The organism is Nocardia farcinica (assembly GCF_029867845.1).
Lineage (GTDB): Bacteria > Actinomycetota > Actinomycetes > Mycobacteriales > Mycobacteriaceae > Nocardia > Nocardia farcinica_A.
The window spans coordinates 1-3697 of record NZ_JARWRU010000107.1 but is presented as its reverse complement, the minus strand read 5'-3'; the positions used below and the strand labels follow the sequence as shown (position 1 = coordinate 3697).

4 protein-coding genes are annotated in these 3697 nt (G+C 75.2%); 3 read left to right on the top strand and 1 reads right to left on the bottom strand.

Features of this window, described 5'->3' with window-relative positions; all coding sequences use genetic code 11:
- Nucleotides 1–106: 106 nt before the first annotated feature.
- Nucleotides 107–577, top strand: a complete 471-nt coding sequence (locus QH283_RS02050; RefSeq protein WP_280501317.1) for a universal stress protein — start codon at nucleotides 107–109, stop codon at nucleotides 575–577.
- Here QH283_RS02050 and QH283_RS02045 read toward each other — a convergent pair.
- Nucleotides 538–1803, bottom strand: coding sequence for an MFS transporter (locus tag QH283_RS02045; protein ID WP_280501316.1), 1266 nt, complete (start codon nucleotides 1801–1803; stop codon nucleotides 538–540). The genes QH283_RS02050 and QH283_RS02045 overlap by 40 nt on opposite strands.
- A gap of 167 nt (nucleotides 1804–1970) precedes the next feature.
- Between QH283_RS02045 and QH283_RS02040 the strand changes: the two genes are divergently transcribed.
- Together QH283_RS02040 and QH283_RS02035 are read left to right on the top strand one after the other, a co-directional pair.
- Nucleotides 1971–2918: a LysR family transcriptional regulator gene (locus QH283_RS02040; protein ID WP_280501315.1), complete on the top strand. Its 948-nt coding sequence runs from the start codon at nucleotides 1971–1973 to the stop codon at nucleotides 2916–2918.
- A gap of 90 nt (nucleotides 2919–3008) precedes the next feature.
- Nucleotides 3009–3697: chorismate-binding protein (locus QH283_RS02035; protein WP_280501314.1), on the top strand; the 689-nt coding region annotated here is incomplete at its 3' end.

Below are 3697 nucleotides of genomic sequence, written 5' to 3'. Positions count from 1 at the left end.
GTAGTGCGCGCGCCGACCGCCCGCGCGGGCGGGCGCGCGTCGGGGCCGTCCGCGCGGTCCGCCCGGGAGTAGCCTGACAGCAGGACTCCAGGCAGGAGGTCTACCGGTGACCTGCGATCTGATGCTCATCGCCTACGACGGTTCCGAGAACGCCAAGCGCGCAATCGAATACGCCGGGCGTTTCCTGTCCGCCGAGCGCGCCGTCGTGCTCACCGCCTGGGAGCCGATGGTCCTGCAGGCCGCCCGTCTGTCCGGGCTCTCGGGTGTGGTGCAGCCGGACTGGGTGCCCGAGGAGGAGATCGAGGACGTGGCCTACGTCGACGCCCGCGCGGTCAACACCGAGGGCGTGCGGCTGGCGAAACTGGCGGGCTTCGCCGCCGAGGCCCGCACCGTCGAGTGCACCTCGACGATCAGGAACGCCATCGTCGAGGTCGCCGACGAGCTCGACGTCGACATCATCGTTGCGGGCACCCGCGGCGCGACCGGCATCAGGGCGCTGCTGCACAGCAGCGTCGCCGACGCGGTGCTGCGGCACTGTCACCGGCCGGTGCTGCTGGTCCCGCCCGGCCGGAAGTAGCCGCGGCGACCGCCGGGCAACAGCAGCGGCGTCGCCAGCAGCAGCAGGCCCGCGAGCGCGATGGCGACGCGCGGACCGGCGAGCACGCCGAGCACACCCCACAGCGCGGTCGTGGCGGCGACGGCGAGCCTGCCCGCGACGGTCCACCACACCAGCACCCGGGCGACGCTGTCGGCGCAGACGCGACGCAGGCGTTCGGTGGCCAGCAGCGGGACGAACATGCCCACGCAGGTGAGGAGTGCGAACTGAGCGACCAGCACCAGCACGACGCCCGCGGGCCCAGGGGGCACCAGGGCGAGGGTGATCGGCGGCAGGGCGCGCAGCACGCCGGTGCCGTGCAGCAGACGGCGATGACCGAAACGATCGCGCAACCGGCGGGTCAGCTGCGCCCCGACCAGACCGCCGAGGCAGGGCAGGCCGAAGGCCACGCCGTACTGCCAGGGCGCCCAGCCGAGTTCGCCGAGCAACAGCACCGCCGCCAGCGGCTCGGTCGCCAGCAGCAGGGCGTTGAACACCACGGCATTGCGGAACAGCGCGTGCAGGCGGGGATCGGCGGCGACGCGGCGCTTGCCCCACGTGAGGTCCGATACCCGCCACCGGGTCCGTCGGTAGGGCGGCTGTTCCTCCGGTCGCCGGATGGCGGTGAGGCCGAGGGCCGACAGCAGCAGGCCGGCGGCGTTCGCGAGCACGGTGACGACCGGACCGAAGAGCCCGACCGCCGCGCCACCGAGGGCCGGACCGACGGCGGTGGTGGTCCAGGTGGTCGATTCGAACCTGCTGTTGGCCACCAGCAGGTCGCCGGGCGGGACGAGCTGCCGCAGATAGGCGCCGCTCGCCGCGGTGAACGCGATGTTCGCCGCCGCCGCGCACACCGCGACGACCAGCAGGTGGGCATAGCTCAGCAGACCGAGGAGGTGGGCGATCGGAATGGTGAGCAGAGCGAGGCAGCGCAGCAGGTCGGCGCCGATCATGACCGGCCGCTTGCGGTGCGTCTCCACCCACGGCCCGAGCGGCAGGGCCGACAGCGCGCCCACCGCCGTCGCCGCGGCCGCCAGCGCCGACACCCCGGCCGGACCAGCCCCGAGCACCGCGACGGCGATCAGCGGGAACGCCCCGAAACCGAGGGCGGCGCCGAGGGCGGAGGCCGCGTAGGCCGACCACAGCCATCCGAAGGCGGGACCGAGCCGTGTCGTGGTGTGACCGCGCATCCACATCCGCATCCGCATTCGTCCTGTCGTCCACTCCGGCCGGTCGGCCGATTCCGGCCGGCGCCTCGCGCGATCGGGTGACCGCCGGGAGGCGCGAGGAGTACACCGCCCACCCCGGTGGCGGTTCCAACAACCGGTCGCTCGGCGCGCCACAACACGATGTTGTGCGCTCGTAGGATCCGCCCGTGGACTTCGAGGCCGTGCGCACCTTCGTGACCGTCGCCGAGCACGGGCGGTTCCAGACGGCGGCGGACGAGCTCGGCCTCACCCAGCAGGCGGTGTCGAAACGGGTCGCCGGACTCGAACGCGACCTCGGTGTCGCGTTGTTCGCCAGGAACCCGCGCGGGGCCGTGCTCAGCGCCGACGGTTCCGCCTTCCTGCCGCACGCCCGCGCCGTGCTGAAGGCGGTGGAGCGGGCGGCGGCCGCGGTGCGACCGGGCGGACGGGCGCTGCGCGTGGACGTGCTCAACCGCCGCTTCTCCTGCGCGCTCGCGCTGCGCGAGTTCTTCGGCGCGCACCCCGGCGCCCGGCTCGAGGTGGTGACCCTGCCGGATGCGAACACGGCGCGGGCGGTCGAGGCGGTGGCGGCCGGGGAGATCGACGCCACCTTCCGCGCCGTCGCGCCAGGGGATCTCGCCGAAGGGGTCACCGCGGTCCGGGTGCTCGACGACCCGCTGCAGCTGCTGGCCGGACCGGAACACGCCCTCGCGCGGGCACGTTCGGTGCGGCCCGACCAGCTCCGCGGGCACCGGCTCTGGATTCCCGGGCTTCGCGCGGGCACCGAGTGGTCGGCCTTCTACGACGACCTCGCCACGGCATTCGGTCTGCGCATCGACGCCGCGGGCCCGAACTTCGGCAGCGACGCGCTCATGGACGCGCTGGCGGCCGACCCGACGCTGGCCACCCTCGTCGGCGCGGGCGATCTGCACCTGTGGCCCGCCGGGCACGACCTGCGCCGCGTCCCGATCACCGACCCGGCTCCGGTCTACCCGCACGCGCTGGTGTTCCGCGCCGACGATCCGCATCCCACGCTGGCCGCGCTGCTCGGCCATCTCGCGCGCACCAGGCCCCCGGTGGCCGGGCACACCTGGACACCGGCCTGGGCGTCGCGACAGCCGCGCACGGGGAGCTGATCGGCGAGGTCGCGGGCGCGCCGGAGCCGCGGTGGGTTCGGTCACGACACCACCCCGCCGTGCCGGGGGCGCGGCTATCGTCGGGACATCATGTCTGAGTTCCTGCTCGCCCGCCCCGACGGCGTCCTGCGCGCGTCCGGGGTGCGCGCGGCCTTCGATTCGGTGACCGCGGCCAGGGCGGCGCTGCGCGGCCCGGACGCGGAGATCGTGGTGGGCGCGCTGCCCTTCGACCCGCGGCATCCGGCCGCGCTGGTGCTGCCGGGGCAGTGGTCGCGCACGCCGGGCCGGTGGCAGCCGCCGATGGCCGAGCTGCCGCCGGTGCGGGTGGTCAGCGAGCTGCCCGGCGCGGACGAGCATCTGACCAGGGTGCGCAAGCTGGTCGAACAGCTGGAGGACCCCGAGACCGGGCTGCGCAAGGTGGTGGCGGCGCGCTCGGTGCTCGCCGAGGCCGATGCCGAGATCACGCCGGAGGCGGTGGCGGCGCGGCTGGCCGCCCGGCATCCGGGGGCCGGGGTGTTCGCGGTGGATCTGAGCCCGTCCGGGCGGACCGGGGCCGCGCTGATCGGGGCGACGCCGGAGCTGCTGGTGGCCAGGCGGGGCGAGACCGTCACGCTACGGCCGCTGGCGGGCAGCATGCCGCGGTTGGCCGACCAGCAGGCCGACGCCGCCCAGGCGGCCGGCCTGCTGGGCCGCGCCAAGAACCGGGAGGTGCCCGCCTTCGTCGTCGACTGGCTAGCGGGCGTCCGGGGCCCGCGCGGGGCCGGGCGGGGCGTCCCCGG

Coding starts and splice junctions, on each gene's coding strand:
- QH283_RS02045 (WP_280501316.1), bottom strand. CDS start 1,803: ATGCGGATGCGGATGTGGATGCGCGGTCACACCACGACACGGCTCGGT.